13 protein-coding genes and 1 tRNA gene are annotated in these 15,715 nt (G+C 39.3%); 4 read left to right on the plus strand and 10 right to left on the minus strand.

What is annotated here, in order from left to right; genetic code table 11:
- Window positions 1–42 precede the first annotated feature (42 nt).
- On the minus strand, window positions 43–483 hold the full coding sequence (locus P5G49_RS09390; RefSeq protein ID WP_301243341.1) for a MarR family winged helix-turn-helix transcriptional regulator: 441 nt from the start codon (window positions 481–483) through the stop codon (window positions 43–45).
- Between the two features lie 210 nt (window positions 484–693).
- On the opposite strand from P5G49_RS09390, the gene P5G49_RS09395 reads away from it, so the two are divergent.
- Window positions 694–1,245, plus strand: a complete 552-nt coding sequence (locus tag P5G49_RS09395) for a DUF420 domain-containing protein (RefSeq protein ID WP_301243529.1) — start codon at window positions 694–696, stop codon at window positions 1,243–1,245.
- Between the two features lie 39 nt (window positions 1,246–1,284).
- On the opposite strand, the gene P5G49_RS09400 is transcribed toward P5G49_RS09395, so the two are convergent.
- The 5 genes from P5G49_RS09400 to P5G49_RS09420 all read right to left on the minus strand — a co-directional run bounded on the left by P5G49_RS09400 (window position 1,285) and on the right by P5G49_RS09420 (window position 8,371).
- Complete coding sequence (locus tag P5G49_RS09400; RefSeq protein WP_301243343.1) at window positions 1,285–2,907, minus strand: sensor domain-containing protein; 1,623 nt, start codon at window positions 2,905–2,907, stop codon at window positions 1,285–1,287.
- An 80-nt stretch (window positions 2,908–2,987) separates the two neighbouring features.
- Window positions 2,988–4,811 carry a FapA family protein gene (locus P5G49_RS09405; protein ID WP_301243345.1) on the minus strand — a complete coding sequence of 608 codons (1,824 nt, stop codon included), beginning with the start codon at window positions 4,809–4,811 and terminating at the stop codon, window positions 2,988–2,990.
- A gap of 23 nt (window positions 4,812–4,834) precedes the next feature.
- Entirely contained in the window at window positions 4,835–5,677 is an 843-nt protein-coding gene (locus P5G49_RS09410) for a putative bifunctional diguanylate cyclase/phosphodiesterase (protein ID WP_301243347.1), read from the minus strand.
- Between the two features lie 311 nt (window positions 5,678–5,988).
- Window positions 5,989–8,073, minus strand: coding sequence for a response regulator transcription factor (locus tag P5G49_RS09415; RefSeq protein WP_301243349.1), 2,085 nt, complete (start codon window positions 8,071–8,073; stop codon window positions 5,989–5,991).
- 225 nt (window positions 8,074–8,298) lie between these two features.
- Window positions 8,299–8,371, minus strand: a tRNA-Arg gene (locus P5G49_RS09420).
- Between the two features lie 134 nt (window positions 8,372–8,505).
- Between P5G49_RS09420 and P5G49_RS09425 the strand changes: the two genes are divergently transcribed.
- Both P5G49_RS09425 and P5G49_RS09430 read left to right on the plus strand, forming a co-directional pair.
- Complete coding sequence (locus P5G49_RS09425) at window positions 8,506–9,357, plus strand: MBL fold metallo-hydrolase (RefSeq protein ID WP_435877202.1); 852 nt, start codon at window positions 8,506–8,508, stop codon at window positions 9,355–9,357.
- 28 nt (window positions 9,358–9,385) lie between these two features.
- Entirely contained in the window at window positions 9,386–9,559 is a 174-nt protein-coding gene (locus P5G49_RS09430) for a hypothetical protein (protein ID WP_301243353.1), read from the plus strand.
- A gap of 53 nt (window positions 9,560–9,612) precedes the next feature.
- On the opposite strand, the gene P5G49_RS09435 is transcribed toward P5G49_RS09430, so the two are convergent.
- From P5G49_RS09435 to fdhF, 4 genes are all read right to left on the minus strand, one after another.
- On the minus strand, window positions 9,613–10,287 hold the full coding sequence (locus tag P5G49_RS09435; RefSeq protein WP_301243354.1) for an MOSC domain-containing protein: 675 nt from the start codon (window positions 10,285–10,287) through the stop codon (window positions 9,613–9,615).
- Window positions 10,288–10,368: 81 nt separating this feature from the next.
- Complete coding sequence (locus P5G49_RS09440; RefSeq protein ID WP_301243356.1) at window positions 10,369–11,007, minus strand: Yip1 family protein; 639 nt, start codon at window positions 11,005–11,007, stop codon at window positions 10,369–10,371.
- Window positions 11,008–11,163: 156 nt separating this feature from the next.
- Complete coding sequence (locus P5G49_RS09445; protein WP_301243358.1) at window positions 11,164–11,646, minus strand: helical membrane plugin domain-containing protein; 483 nt, start codon at window positions 11,644–11,646, stop codon at window positions 11,164–11,166.
- 5 nt (window positions 11,647–11,651) lie between these two features.
- A complete protein-coding gene (gene fdhF / locus P5G49_RS09450) occupies window positions 11,652–14,582 on the minus strand; it encodes a formate dehydrogenase subunit alpha (protein WP_435877203.1) in 2,931 nt (976 codons plus the stop codon).
- A 195-nt stretch (window positions 14,583–14,777) separates the two neighbouring features.
- Here fdhF and fdhD point away from each other — a divergent pair, with 195 nt between their 5' ends.
- A complete protein-coding gene (gene fdhD, locus P5G49_RS09455; protein WP_301243361.1) occupies window positions 14,778–15,569 on the plus strand; it encodes a formate dehydrogenase accessory sulfurtransferase FdhD in 792 nt (263 codons plus the stop codon).
- The last annotated feature ends 146 nt before the right edge of the window (window positions 15,570–15,715 follow it).

A 15,715-nucleotide genomic window follows, 5' to 3' on the forward strand; every position in this document is an offset into this window, starting at 1 on the left:
CCTTTTTATTCATTTGACTAATCAAGTGATAAATTAAAAAAATTACCTGTTTGACATTTTTGCTTCGCTATTTTTTTGTACACGTGATATGAGTGAATACAACATTTTCTGTTCCTCTTCTGACAAAGATTCATCGAAGAATGAAGATTGAAATGCAAGTTGTGCGTCAAATGCATTTTTCAGCTTTTCTCGTCCTTTACTCGTTAAGGATATCGTTTTTGTTTTCCATTCTTGTTTGCGTTCAACGAGTCCATCCTTCTCAAGGCGTGCAAGCATACGGGAAATGCCCCCCTGCGTGACCGTGACTTTCTCAGCCAAATCACATTGTGTTAAGGGTTCATAAGTTGAGATTTGCATCAATACATCAAATTGCGCAGTCGTAAGATCGAATTGCTTCAAAAATTCATTGGATAGCAAGTTGCTTTGATGTGTAAAACGAGTGAGTCGCAACCAAATCAACGAACCACGTGTGTTTTTCTTCATAACACCGGTCACTCCCTTTCATCACTATAACTTTACCACTCAAGTGAAAAGAAAACAATAATAATGTCTCGAATTCAAGATATAATAAGACTTCCCTGTAAAGGCACCGACACAATTTTGTAAATTCCAATTCTGAGATTAAAAGGAGTAAACGACTTCCTACTTATGGTACACTATGGAGGGAAACAAGCAGTGGAAAGGAAGATTATTATGAATCACTCTGTAGAATCGAACGAGCCATTCAAAAAACGTAATTATAAACCCGCCATTATTATTCTTTCAGTCATTTTAATAGGCGTGATTGGTTTATTATCCGGTAAACGGACTGCAGAAGACTTCGATGCTTTTGATGTAACTATCCTGCCAATGATGAATGCCATTTTCAATAGCTTCACTTTCATTTTCTTAGTTGCCGCATTAATTGCCATTAAGAAAAAGAATATCAATGCACATCGCAAATTCATCTACGCCGCATTTATCACCACAGCATTATTTCTTGTGACATATGTTACCTATCATTATTTGGCCGTCTCCACGCCATTCGGAGGAGAAGGATTATTGGCTGGAATTTATTATTTCGTTCTTATCACCCATATAATTTTGGCGGCAGCCATCGTTCCTCTCGCACTTACAAGTGTAGCAAGGGCTTGGAACAGGGAATATGAACGCCATCGTAAAATCGTTCGATGGACAATGCCGATATGGTTGTATGTAAGCTTTACCGGTGTTCTTGTTTATATATTAATTTCGCCGTATTATTAAGCGTAAAGGCTGTCCCGCCAGAAATGGGACAGCCTTCCCTTATGAATACATCATATAATTATTCCTACCATTTTCTTTCGCCCGATACAATGCTGAATCCGCATTCGTTAATAATTCATCAATGCTTGTCCCATCTTTCGGAAAAACCGCAATTCCAATACTGGAGGTTGCTGTGAATTCCTCATCTCCAACTCTCCATTTCTCCTGCAAACAATCCAGTATTCTCTTAGCCATCCCGATTGCATTTTCTTCACTTTCAATATCAGGTAAAAGGACAAGAAATTCATCCCCCCCTTGACGAGCAAAAATGTCATTCTCTCGAAGAATGCCGTTGTTGACCCTGTTGGCAAACTGTTTCAATAGCATATCGCCGACAGAATGGCCAAGGTGGTCATTCACCCATTTGAACTTATCGATATCCATAAATAACACTGCACATTTCGAATAGTTCCGTTTGGCCTCTTCCAATGTCTCGCTCATTCTTTCCCGGAATAATCTACGATTTGGCAATCCCGTCAACTCATCATGAAATGCCATCGATGTCAACTTTTCCCGAATGCTTTTTTTCTCCTCAATTACTCGGGAAACAAACAAAAGATAACCTTTTCCCTTTTCTTCAAAATATGTTCCTATCGCTTCCACCCAAATCCAATCATTTGTTCGATGCATATATCGGAACTCCATCTCGCAACTATGCTTCAATTGGAATAAATTTCTTGCCTGCTCTTGAACACTTGGATAATCATCAGGATGCACTTTACACGATACCGGTGTTCCTTCATAATCGTCAGGTGAATAGCCTAAAACAGGATATGACGAAGGGGATGCGTAGGTGATTATCCCCTGTTCATCTATTACAGTGACAAAATCTGTCATATGTTCTGTGATTAAACGGTACTTCTCCTCGCTATTTCTTAATGCTTCTTCAATGATTTTTTTCTCTGTAATATCTCTAAAGATCACATGTACCGCCGGTTTATTTTCATATTCAATCCCTAAAAGTATCGATTCCGTTATGAATGATGTTCCATCTTTACGCTTCATTTTCTGATCTACTGTTTGTTCAGGAATCGTTAAATCCAGCTCAGACCGTTGAATGATATCCGCTATGAATTCCAATGAATCAGAAGGGATTAACTTCAATATATGCATCCCAAGAAGTTCGGCTGGTTCTTGGTAGCCAAACGTCTTTACCGCGGCTTTATTGATATACCGTATAACTCCTTCATTTAAAACAAAATTCGGTTCAGGAGAAGCATTCAGCAATTTCTTAAATTGCTCTAACCTTGCTTTAGTCTCCATAAGATCCGTCACATCTTTTGTAATCAATAACATATTTACAAGTTTACCATTCTCTTCAAGAGGAATCGTTTTAACTTCAAGATGAATCGTTCGACCCGTTTTACTGAAACTACTCACTTGATAGGAACTATATGCTCCTTCGGACACTTTACAAACCAGACCAAAGTCAATCGTTATCGGTAATACATCCCTAAAATTTCTCCCTGTCATCTCAGCAATAGAATAGCCAAATACATCCATAATAGCCCAATTTGCCGAAACTATATTTCCATTAGGATCCAATATAAAAATAGGATCCTGATTATTGACGATCAACGAAATATATACATTGCTTGGAATGCTTTCCAAACCAGTTTCCACTACCATCCCTCTCTCTATCTGTCTACAATTACCCGTATTAAAAAGCTAAAAGCCCTAAGGTTTTCAGCTCCATTTAGAATCTATTTAAATAATCCACGGCTAAACTCAACGACTAACTCGCCATTTCTGTCCATATATGCCCTCACATTGTAAACCGTTTCCGTAAATTGATATGAGAACTTACCAATTCTCAAGACGACTCCTTCCATCGCTCGTCTAATTCGTATTGTTTGATTTTCGGGAACGGATAAGAGGGTTAATGAGGAATTGAGTGAACCAGCTATCCCGACCGATATTCCCTTCTCCCCAACAATTTTACCTCCTCTAAAATTGTTATTAATGTGTACTTGCCCACCAGACTGGATATTGGTATTGATACAGCCTTTATCAGTTATGAAAACATCACCATTACAGTAAAGATTGCAGTTCATCGCTTTCGGAATATTAATAAATGACTCGGTAGAGATCGTTTCAAGTCTTTCCTGAGCGATATTTTTCATATCAACTTGTAACCCTAACAGGCACTCTAAATAATTTGGAACGACAATCAATGATAAGAAATAACGTTCCAATGAATTGCAAATCTGTATCCATTCGTCATTCAATAAGCTATGTTCTTTATTTTTGATGGAAGAACAGAATTCCTGTACTTGGTCAAGAAAGTCCGGGAACTTATTATGGATTAATGAATTTGTAATAGCTTGAATATTATTTCTAAACGAACTATTTTGGAATGCCGGAGAATTCATCACAATGGATAGCAATGCCATAATTTTTTCAGTTGTTGAAACGATGCCAGAAAACTGATCGATAAGGTCCTTTTCCATAAAATCTTTTTCGCCAGCAGTTATTATAGTGCCGTTACAGTTGCTATGCGTAGTCACACAACCTGTCGTTGTAATCGTTGCATTATTCATCGACTTATGAATAACAACATCTCCGAAAGCTTCGACTACCATATTGTCGGTTACTTCCCCAACCACTTCCACATCGCCTCTAAACCGAATGTTACCAGATGACAAGTCCACGTTCCCATGATGTGTTAACTTCCGAATAAGTGCGGCACGAACAAGTTGCCCTGTTTGTTCGATAAATGGTCTTCCACATTGTGTCGATATGATTTTATCCCCATTGATAATAACCCCGTTACCCAAATGTACTTTAACAGGATAGGTTGGATCGCAAGGGATTGGTTCATTTCGAACTGAACAACCTACCTCCCCACTTGTAGGGGGATGGATAATTGCAAGGATATCGCCTTCTTCTACATAAGGAATTGATTTGATTTCCCTGAAGTCGACACGGCCATCTTCGTTCACTTTTATTCCTTTTTCTATTTTTGTATTTACCAGTACTTCTAACCAACCATTTTCCCCGTTTTTCGCCGGTGTCCCCCTCGCAATGATAAAGGTTTGGGGTTTGAGTTCATTTGTTTGTGTCGCTTTCACCATTTCATCATGGTGAAAACCAATTTTGACTCCTTGTAACCCCATTTCCACAACGATATCCGAAAGTTCTAATGAGTTTTGAAACTCTTTCGTTTCCACAACAGATGGAACAAGATGCTGCTTTGGTTCCGAATCCAAAACTGAAAACTTCGCCCGGTATCCCGGTTTTACGGTTAACTTTGCTTCCAACATATCCGATGTCAACGAAACTTTCCACTGCGTTTCCTTTACTGTGATTTCAGACTTTAACTCGTAATCATTTTCTTCGGATAGAGAAATTGTGGTATCCTTCGTTTCTTCTCCATTAATAAATAAAGTAAAATTAGGTGGAATTGTAAGCTTAGGCTGTGCTCCCTCTGCTGTCTTACAATATATTTTACCGTCTTTAATCCAGGCTTTTCCTACCTTCGTATCAATCGATCTTTCTTTCGCAGGAGCTGTGATCATGAATTGCATTTCCAACACCCCTTTAAATACTTTTACGCCAAATATTTTCCAGATTCGATAAAGTGAATTTTTTCTATTAAAAAACGACTTTCCACTGGTTTACTGAATAAATATCCTTGTCCAACCAAACAGTTATGGTCTTTAAGGAACCGAAAATGGTCAGCAGTCTCAATTCCTTCTGCGACAACCTCCAATTTCAAATCGTCAGCAAGGTGGATAATTGTTCTTACAATTGCTTGGTCAATTGGATTTTCAGTTAAATCCCTTATGAATGATTGGTCTATCTTTAATACGTCTACAGGAAAATTCTTGAGATGGGTCAGATTACTATATCCAGTCCCAAAATCATCGATACTGATTCGTACACCAAGTGATTTTAAACGTTTAAGCGTTTGAATTGTTTCTGGTATATTTGCCGTCATCGTTTCTGTGATTTCTAATTCCAAATACCGAGGTAATAATTGTACTTCGTTCAAGGTTCCTTCAATCGTAGCAACAAGATCACCACTAGTAAATTGCTGCATAGAGAGATTTACTGACATTATCATTGGGGGATACCCATTATCCTGCCATTCCTTGCTTTGTCGGCAAGCTTGAGAAAGCACCCAATTACCAATCGTAGTTATTTCAGCAAGCTCCTCCGCAACCGGAATGATTTCATTAGGAAAGATTAAACCCAATTCCGGATGCTCCCATCGAATAAGGGCTTCCAATCCTACAACCTTCCCAGTTACGAGGTCCACCTTCGGCTGGTAATGCAATCGTAATTCTTCTCTTTCAATCGCCTTTGGTAGATCGTTGGATATGGTTGAGATTCTGCTAGTTGTTTTCTCGATTAGATGCCAGTGTGTTTTAGTAGAAAAACTATTCTTCATTTTACACACCTTTTCCTTTGTTTAATTTGAGTAAATTATTCTTACTATTATTATCAGTTGTTTTACAGGATTCGACAATCACACATCGTTCCTATTATTCACACCCGATGGTCCTATTAGGGTAATTCGGCATAGGAACAGATTACTAATTAAGCCTTTTTTCTTATATTTTAATTTAATTTAACAGAATACTCGCTTTCCTTTACCCAATTTCAATTTTTCGGCATATATAAACTGACAATTAATTTATTAACAAAAAAAGTCAAGAGGTACGAAATACCTCCTGACTTTTGCTATTAGATAAACGTTTTCTAATTCCCATCAAATCCCAATTGATATACTTTGGCAATCGCTTGGGATCGGTCAGTTACACCTAACTTACTTAAAATATTTGTGACATGATTCTTTACAGTATGCTCACTGATGAAAAGTGCAACACCGATTTCTTTATTACTTAATCCTTTCATCATTTCGCTCAATACTTCCTCTTCCCTTTTGGATAATCCAAGGTACGTTGGAACAGAATAATCAGTAGTCAAGTCCTCGGTCATTACAATTGTGTGATCACTTTGAGTTTGGCGTTTAATGACCGAATTGAATATTGTTTTAATTTCGTTATTAACTAACTTTAAATCCCTAACAGATTCAATAGATTCATCATTCGTAAAGTATGTCCAAACGGCAGCCGAAGCTTCAATCATTTTATTTCCGCTACTATTTTTATCCAACACATTATAAAACTCAGTCATTTGCTCGGCAAGGTCCTTATCTTTCAATACATTTTTCACAAGATCGCGGCCACAAACGGAAAGAATTGCTATTTTATCGATATCAGCTGATTCTTCCACTCCCATGTCCATAAGAAGCTTGGAAATTGTCATTTTTATTTGTTGGGCAATTTTATATTGTTCTGGTCTAAAATGTAATAAGATCTCTTCAACCCAATTCACAAAAAGCTCCGTACGATTATAGCTCGACGCATTATCATTTTGGTTTTCAATAAATACAATACGTGCGGCCCGTGCTAAATTCCCTATAATGTTATTAAATTTCGCTTTACTTGCATCTGATTTATAACCAATTGAAAAAACTCCATGGACTTTGTCGTCAAATATTATAGGAAATTCCATCACATCGACATTCCAGGACGTCTTTTTCATTCTCCATTCATCAGCTTGTGTCAAGAAGTCCGAATTCGTCAGTTCCTTTGCAAGTGAATGACAATAAATCTGGATTTCCTTATCGGACATCCCTCTCGTTAATATCTCAATTTGATTGGTTGGGGTATTGGTTAAATAAACAAATGAAGTGAATTCGAAGTCTATGAAATTCATACTTAAATCAATTAAATGATATAAAGACTTTTTAATATCCTTTGTAGAGTCAAGGACTTTAAGAATATCCTCAAATAATTGTGCTTCAACTTGTAAATCATTATTTTTCTTTTCCAATCTTATCTTTAGTAAATAATTGTTCAAGAGTGATGCACAAATTGCAAATTTATCGTAGATAAAATCTTTGTTTTTGATAACCTTTCGAGTGCTGCCACCAAATAGAAGACCTATCACTTCATTCTTTTCGAGTAATGGAAAACAGAACAGACTAACGACATGCATTTTATTTTTAGCGAATATTTTATTTCTTGCATCTATGGACATATTCTCAACAAAAAGATTTTCTTCTATTGCTGCAGCGTAGCCCATTACCCCTTCGCCGATACTAAATTCATATCCAATCATATTCGGATTATAGTCCCCAATAATTGTATCAATCGTAAATAAATAATTCGCTGTTTTAAGGGCAGCACCCATAAAGTTGATTTCTTTTAAAAACATACATGCGCTTAAGATTGATTGAATTGATGCCGCCCCTTTATTTAAGTTGTTGAGTTTAGTTGCTATGAGATTAGAAAAATCTTTCCGGATCTTATTTTCATCCAACATCTCAACATACGAGGCGATTGCTTCTGTCATCGTTTTGATGTGGTCAATTTTTTTCTCTAACTCCCCACATTTATTGGAATTCTCTACCCATGGCCATACATTAATCGTATCAGCAATCATTTCATCAGTTTTCTGTTCATCGATATATCCAGCAATAACAAAATAGATTGAATGATTATTATTCTTTTTAACTGGTGAAAAAATGAACTTTATGCCATATGCCGTATCAAAGAAAAGTGTGTCTTTAACATTTTCAAACTTTCTTATGAAATTGACCATGTCTTTTGGAACGACATACTTTTCGAATTGTTCTTTAGCCGCTTCATGTTCCCATGAAACTTCGGTCTGCAATTCCCCATCCTTATCGGCTATCATAATTGTCAGTCTCGTCAAATCTGCAAATGTATTCTGTAGGTTTTGCAGAAACAATTTATACTGAGCCTGCGTATCCACTTTATCCCTCCCTGGACAATCTGTTGTTGGCACTTGTTTCCAAGCAGTTCCTTGGACATTTAAGCAGAAATTATTAAGATTTTCAAATTGTATATTAACCAATATAGACCGGATACCCTGTATTCGTCAATGAACAATATAATCCTATATAACCTAATTGCTTCAAAAGAATAGAAAAAGTCGGGAATAGAATAATTCTATTACCCGACTTTTCATCATGAAAAACGTCCCAGGCAGGAATCGAACCTGCGACCTACAGCTTAGGAGGCTGCCGCTCTATCCCCTGAGCTACTGAGACAACAATAAAGTACCTTTCTATTATAAAGAAAGAGAACCTTAAGGGCAATATAAATGTTTGAAACAAATAGGTATGGATATAGGTAAAGAAACCATATTATCGAATAATAGTGTACTGGAGGAATTCAAATGGAAATGGAAAGAAGTGCATCAACGGAAAGATTCCAGCCCTTAACATCAGTCGGTAGCGGCGTCGGACTTGAAGTGACACCTGATCTATACTGCTATACGGTTCAAATCGTCAATGTTGTATTTTACGGTTTGGCCGGTAAAGGAAATGACTGGGTACTCATTGATGCGGGTATGGCAAAATCTGCTTCGATGATAATAGAGGAAGCAGAAAAACGGTTTGGAAAAGGGAACCCTCCAAAAGCAATCATATTAACGCATGCCCACTTTGACCATATTGGGGCATTGGTCGATTTGCTTGAAGTTTGGGATGTCCCTGTCTATGCCCATTCTTTGGAACTTCCTTATATAACTGGACAAAAAAATTACCCGAAACCCGATACAACCGTGGAAGGTGGCATGGTAGCGAAAATGTCGTTCATGTTCCCTAATGAAAGTATAGACATCGGAAACAAAGCGTATCCACTGCCGGATGATCATACTATCCCATTTATGCCTGATTGGAAATGGATTCATACACCTGGCCATTCTGAAGGGCATATATCAATGTTCCGGAATGAAGATCATGCCATGATAGTCGGGGATGCATTTGTGACAGTGAAACAAGACGAGCTATACAAAGTGTTCACGCAAGAAATGGAAATAAACGGACCACCACGATATTTCACCCCAAACTGGGACACTTCGGAACGGTCTGTAAATATTTTAAAAGCGCTGAATCCAAATATAGCAATTACAGGACATGGTGTACCTGCGAAAGGTCAGTGGCTATCGGATAACTTAGAAAAATTGTCAGCCGAATTTAAGTCAATCGCAGTACCTGAGTATGGAAAGTTTGTGGACGACCAGCTTAACTAACCAAGAAGCGTTGGAGGGGAGAAAAAATATGGACCATGTTGAAAAGGATATCACAAAACGAAATGAAATCTCTAAAAGAAATGAAAAATACTTAGAGGATTTCCATGAATTCGCATCACTTGGTGAATACAGGAATGCGATATTGAATTCCTATAAAGAAACAAAGCGAAAACAGAACGAGGATGATAAACCATTGTTATAAAAAACATCCAGCGTATTTGCGCTGGATGTTTTTCACTCGTTAGCACCATATAATCATTTTCCTGTGCTAAGTTTCTTGTCTTCTACACGTTTAATAAATGTGTTCTTCCAGCTTATCGCAAGCCATTCGCACGCGGCTAAAGCTGCCGCTCTTTCTATATTTTCTTTATCAAAATGCATCACATGATTACAGTTTTCAATTGTCCATTCTGGAGCTAACCGATCCACTAATTTTAAATTCTCACCTGCGGAAATAAAACCTTCTTGAAGAACTCGGAAATACCAACCGGTCTTTCCTGAATCTTGAATTAGTAATGCAAGATCCTTCCTCTTATGGCGTCGAGCAGGTTTCCAACAAGGTTGCCTCGGTTGAGAAACTTGGATAACCGCTTCACCTATTTCATATATATCCCCGATGCAAACATCCTTTTCCAACATATTCGAAAGAGATAAGTTCTCCCCCATGCCACCCGCTTTCATAGCAGTCAAGCCATATTCGTTGTGGAAATATGTGTAATGTTCACTCGGATAAGTAAATATTGCTTTTTCCGGTCCACCATGGTTTTTTAGATCGGCTTGGCCGTCCCCGTCCAAGCCAGTTTCCCCAACCCAAACTTTCCCCGTTACTGGCTCTTTGAAAATAGCACTTTCCCATTCCTTATCCAATGGATTTGTGGCATTTTTATCTCCGACTGTTTTTGGTTTGCCGACAAAAACTTCATTAATCACGAGAATCTCCCTCTCTATAATGTGACTGCTATTTTGAGAATAGGAAAACTTGCATTGCAATGAAAAGCAATGCAAGTCTCATTAAAAGAATGGTAAAGTCAATGCAAGAAATATAATTAAGACAACAACTAAGATGATTATTGGCAACAAAACAACTATGACGGCCTTCCATACAGAAAATCTATGAACTTCTGACAGTGCGGCAATTAGGGCGACTAACGACCAAACCCCGACAGTCAGATTACCAATCGTTGAAATGAAAAGCCAAGCAAATTGACCAATCGAAAAATCGTAGTCACTCATAAAATTGCCTTGCCCTAAAATTAATAGATCCGGAACCCATATAACTCCGCCAACAACCAAAATTATGGCAGAAACTGCGTAGGCAGTTCTTGTCTCTGAAAAAGTACCCGTTCCTCCGAACATCATTGAAAACATATAATGTATGCCGGATCCGACGTATAAACCAATTAGTCCTAAGAGCGGCCCAGCGATCAATGACACCAAAAGGATAGTACCTAAACCCCATATATCTCCAAGATCATTGCTCATTGCCTGATCAAGGATATGGACAAGCCCAGCTAACATGGCAATCACTAAAATAAAACTATTCGGTTTGTTTTCAATAACATATCGGACTGTCTTTCTTGGATGAACCCAAACGGAAGTCCAAGGATTTAGTTTCGGCTCAACATTTCTTTCCTCTTCAATATTCACCATAATATCCCTCTCTCTATCTCCTACTTCGTTTCTATAGTATAGATACGTATCGGCACTAAGATAGTTTCAACTATTTAGAGAGATTAATAACTTGTAAATGAGCGTATGTGAGAATAACGAGCGGTTTCATAGATAAACGAGCGTTCGCCTCTCCACTCATGACCCATCCAATCCCTTGCCCATCCCCTTAAGAAAATCCATTCCATATTTCACTGCACGATTAATATGAGGATCATTTAAAGCGGTCATCACTTGAAGGATGGATACTTTATTTCCATTCCCTTTGTATAACTCTGCCTCTGAAATCCCCTTTGCGATACTATTTTTCAAACTCTCGGTAACTTCCGGGTTGATTGACGTCAGAAGCCCCGCCCCATTCAATAGATTATTGATCAGATTCGTCATCGGTTCTCGGGATGCTTGATTCACAGCGATTCCCATCAAATCATCCTTCGCTTTCACCATCGCATTCACTGCATCAAGTACTCCTGCTTTATCCAATTCAGCAGTAAGTTCAAGGATTTTATTCAACGATTGCTGCTGTTCAGCAATCAACGTTTGTAGTTCAATCAATTTTTCTTGCTGTTGTTCTTCCGGCGTCAGTTGCTTTCTTTGAATGGATGTAATTGGTGCCGCCATTTTAGTCACCCTTTCTCCGGTTGATCTGTCAGATGCACATAGCCAAAGCGCGCCCATTTCCGTTCAACTTCCACACCGTCTTGAGGATACCTCTTTTTATTCCGGTGATTGTTGGCTGGCAATGGATTTTCGCCGTCCCTCCGCAAAACTTCCATGCGCACTTTCGTTTGCTTATAAGCAGGTGTATTCGTCCTTTGATCGACCGCTGGACCTGTTAGGAAGTTGATGGCGGATTCTTTTTTAACAGAGTTCATCGGTAGGAACAACTCATTTCCTTTTACTCGGTCTGTTACTAAAACAGGCAATCTTAATGCTCCATGCGGGGATACGAGTCGAACAAGCGAGCCACTTACGACCCCTCTTTCTCTAGCCAGTTCCGGAGATACTTCTACAAATATTTCCGGTACTTTCGACTGGATACCATCGGATTTATTCGTCATATTTCCTTCATGGAAGTGTTCAAGGATTCGGCCATTATTTATATGCAAATCGAACTCTGCAGGGTATTCAACAGGTTCCACCCAATCCGATAGCGCAAATCTTGCTTTGCCATCCGGGAAATTGAATCCGTTCACGTATAGTAATGGCGTGCTGGACCCATCGTGACTGCCCCATAAGAAGCTATCCCAGTTTTCCATATTGCTGTAATCAGCTTGACTGAACAAAGGCGATAAGCTTGCCATTTCCGCGAAGATTTCTCTTGGTCCGGCAAAGTTCCAATTCGACCCCAATCGTGTTGCGATTTCCTGGACAATCCACCAATCCGCCTTCGAATCACCCAATTCGGGTAATGCTTTGTACAGGCGTTGCACACGTCTTTCCGTGTTCGTAAAAGTTCCTTCTTTCTCTAATGAAGGTACAGCCGGCAGTATGACATCCGCATAGCGCGCAGTCCGTGAAAAGAAAATATCTTGGACGACTAGAAAATCGAGTTTCGACAGGACATCATGCACGTAGTTTGAGTTGGAATCAACCAAGGCCATATCTTCCCCAACAATATACATCGCTTTCATGATGCCATCATCAACTGCATGAAGCATTTGAATATTATCCATTCCTGGCTTGTCGTCAATTTGAACTCCATAAGCCTGTTCGAATTTTTCACGGGCCGTATTATCCGTAACATGCTGATATCCTGGCAACCAGCCGGGAAGCGTTCCCATATCACAGGCCCCTTGGACGTTGTTATGACCCCTTAATGGATATGCCCCCGCACCCGGTCTACGGTAATTGCCAGTTGCCAGAAGCAGATTTGAAATCGCTGCGGAAGTATCTGATCCGCCCGTATTTTGGGTAACGCCCATCCCCCATAAAATACATGTTCCGTCTGCATCCCGAATCATTTCAGCTGTCCGGATTAGTTTCTCTTTCGAAACACCAGTTACATGTTGAGCGTACTCAAGCGTATATTTTTTCAAAACTTCTTTAAAATCATCAAAATGATGGACATTTTCTTTAATGAACGCAGCATCATGCCAACCTTGGTCAATCATATATTTTGTTACTGCCATTAGCCACACTTGGTCTGTCCCCTGCTTCGGACTAATGAATATATCCGAGCGTTCCGCCATTTCATGCTTACGCAAATCAGCAACGATCAGTTTTTGACCATGCAATTTGTGAGCACGTTTCACTCGTGTCGCAAGAACTGGATGGCCCTCAGCTGGATTCGCGCCGATGATGATAACAAGGCCAGCTTTCGCAATATCCTTAATAGTTCCCGCATCACCGCCCATACCAACAGTCCTGAACAAACCGTCAGTCGCTGGTGATTGACAATAGCGAGAGCAGTTATCGACGTTATTAGTCTTGAAGACTTGCCTTGCGAGCTTTTGTATCAAGTAATTCTCTTCGTTCGTAATTTTCGATGAAGAAATGACACCGACACTGTCTTTTCCATGTTGCTTATGGATTGATCCCAAACGATCAGCGACCAAATCCAATGCCTCTTTCCACGTCGCTTCTACGAATGTTTCCCCTTTTCGGATAAGCGGTTTTGTTAACCGTTCTTCGCTATTTACAAAATCCCACCCGAACTTCCCTTTTACGCATGTCGAGATTGCGTTGACTGGCGCATCGGACACCGGTTGGATTTTCAGGATTTTACGATCCTTCGTCCATACTTCGAAAGAACAGCCTACTCCGCAGAACGTACAAACCGTTTTCGTCTTTTTCGTCCGTGTATCCCGCATTGCGGCTTCCGCGTCTGAAATCGCCATGATGCCGCTATAGCCCGGCTCTATATTTTTCACAAGGTCGATCATCGGTTCTAAAACTTCCTCTTTCATGTCCGTCATAAATCCAGCTTCACCTAACATCGATTTTTCCATCAATGCATTACAAGGGCAAACGGTTACGCAATGACCGCAGCCAACACACGAAGATTCATTGATTTTAGCTCCGCCATCCCATAGTACAATTGGCCGGTCTCGTTCCCAATCGATACTCAGCGTTTCATTTACCTGTAAATTTTGACAGGCTTCCACACATTGTCCGCATGCGATGCATTGGTTTGGATCATATCGATAAAATGGATGTGTGAAATCCACACTGTCTTTTGTGCATTTCGGCTCGTATGGGTACTTCTGTTCCTCGATCCCCATCATGTCGACAGTGTTATGTATTTTGCAGTTTCCATTGTTGTTATCACAAACTGTGCAATATAATAGATGGTTTTCAAGGATTCTATCCATCGCTTCTGTTTGCGCTTCTTTGGCACGTGTTGAAGATAACTGTACGTCCATCCCATATTCTGCTTTTGTTGAGCAAGCACGTACGAGACGGCCGTTTATTTCTACGATACAGGTATCACAAGTCTCGATTGGATCCACTTCGGGTAAATAACAAATTTGCGGATGGTCGATTTTCAATTCATTGATCACTTGCAGTACGGTCATGCCATCCGTGTATGGATATGCTATCCCATTAATCTTAATTGACAATGTAAGCGCCTCCTTTTTCGCACAAAAAAATTTCTCCAAGTCTATTAGTTATAGTATAGATTAAAGAAAATTATTATACAACGTGTCCTAATCTGTCATTTATCATTATTCGGTTAACTTTTTGTCCATATTAATAGTATTATAGATGTATACATTTTAATTTAGTACAGTTTCAGGGAGGCTTGTTAGGTGAAACAACTTCATAAACGGAAGGTTATCCGTTTTTCGAAAGGACAAATAGAAGAAAAAATAGATTCTATAGCAGTTGAACGTCCGATAACAATCCGTATCAATGGAAAAGAATTTATGACAATCGTCTGCACACCAGAATACGTTGAGGATATGGTAGTTGGATTCCTTGTATCTGAAGGCGTCATCCCGAGATTCGAATCTGTCCAAGAGATTTGGATGCAAGAAGAGACAGGCATTGTTCATATAAGAACTGAGCAACACTTTCCTTTTTACGAAAAAATGTTGAACAAAAGGTATATCACTTCTTGTTGCGGAATGAGCAGACAAGCCTTTGTCTTTGCACATGATGCACTGACAGCTAAAGAAATGACGTCTGTAAATGTACAAATCACACCGGAACAATGCTTTTCTTTAATGGAAGAAATGGAGCTTGCTGCCGATATGTTCCGACACACAGGTGGCGTTCATAATGCTGCCCTTTGTGATCCTAATGGGATAATACTTTCAAGGATGGACATCGGAAGACATAATGCGCTCGATAAAATTTTTGGCCACTGTCTAAGAAATAATATCCCTGTTGAAGGAAAGGTGATTGCATTCAGCGGTCGAATTTCTTCGGAGATCCTATTAAAAGTAGCTAAAATCGGCTGTGAAATCGTCTTATCAAAATCAGCACCTACCGAACTCGCCTTGGAACTTGCCGAAGAATTAGGAATTACAACAGTAGGCTTTATCCGGGGAGAATCATTTAATCTCTACACCCATCCAGAACGGATAATTTTCGTATAGAAAAGCTGTCCCGTGAATAGTTCACATGGACGAATACGCCTGTTGCAAAGAATGCGAAATTCGGAATAGGTTTACGCCATAAAAAAGCCATATTGCTGTATAACAAAACAAAAAGCCGCCTTCGTCAATTGACAAGGGCGGCTTTG

This window comes from Sporosarcina highlanderae, assembly GCF_030433715.1.
Taxonomy (GTDB): domain Bacteria; phylum Bacillota; class Bacilli; order Bacillales_A; family Planococcaceae; genus Sporosarcina; species Sporosarcina highlanderae.

Coding starts and splice junctions, on each gene's coding strand:
- P5G49_RS09425 (WP_435877202.1), top strand. CDS start 8,506: ATGGAAAGAAGTGCATCAACGGAAAGATTCCAGCCCTTAACATCAGTC.
- P5G49_RS09395 (WP_301243529.1), top strand. CDS start 694: ATGAATCACTCTGTAGAATCGAACGAGCCATTCAAAAAACGTAATTAT.
- P5G49_RS09440 (WP_301243356.1), bottom strand. CDS start 11,007: ATGGTGAATATTGAAGAGGAAAGAAATGTTGAGCCGAAACTAAATCCT.
- P5G49_RS09410 (WP_301243347.1), bottom strand. CDS start 5,677: ATGAAGAATAGTTTTTCTACTAAAACACACTGGCATCTAATCGAGAAA.
- P5G49_RS09405 (WP_301243345.1), bottom strand. CDS start 4,811: ATGCAATTCATGATCACAGCTCCTGCGAAAGAAAGATCGATTGATACG.
- P5G49_RS09430 (WP_301243353.1), top strand. CDS start 9,386: ATGGACCATGTTGAAAAGGATATCACAAAACGAAATGAAATCTCTAAA.
- P5G49_RS09445 (WP_301243358.1), bottom strand. CDS start 11,646: ATGGCGGCACCAATTACATCCATTCAAAGAAAGCAACTGACGCCGGAA.
- P5G49_RS09390 (WP_301243341.1), bottom strand. CDS start 483: ATGAAGAAAAACACACGTGGTTCGTTGATTTGGTTGCGACTCACTCGT.